This window comes from Pseudomonas sp. VA159-2, assembly GCF_024126635.1.
Classification (GTDB): Bacteria; Pseudomonadota; Gammaproteobacteria; order Pseudomonadales; family Pseudomonadaceae; genus Aquipseudomonas; species Aquipseudomonas muyukensis.
This window is the reverse complement of the sequence record NZ_JAMYBV010000101.1, coordinates 1-269: the sequence shown is the minus strand read 5'-3', so window position 1 is coordinate 269 and position 269 is coordinate 1. Positions and strand designations below refer to the sequence as shown.

The 269-nt window shown below is 50.6% G+C and carries 1 rRNA gene; it reads right to left on the bottom strand.

The features are described from left to right. Positions 1–13: 13 nt before the first annotated feature. Positions 14–129, bottom strand: a 5S ribosomal RNA gene (rrf, locus tag NJG22_RS24510). Positions 130–269 lie beyond the last annotated feature (140 nt).

The window sequence follows — 269 nt, the reverse complement described above, 5'->3', positions numbered from 1 at the left end:
TTTGCGAAATGAATCTTGACGATGACCTACTCTCACATGGGGAAGCCCCACACTACCATCGGCGATGCATCGTTTCACTGCTGAGTTCGGGATGGGATCAGGTGGTTCCAATGCTCTATGGTCGTCAAGAAATTCTGTATGCCGACCCATCCAGCAGGGACGTCTCGGCGAAACTCTGTACTCTCTACTTAAAGACAAAACCCCTACCTGCTCGCGCAGATAGGGGTTTTGCGAAATGAATCTTGACGATGACCTACTCTCACATGGGG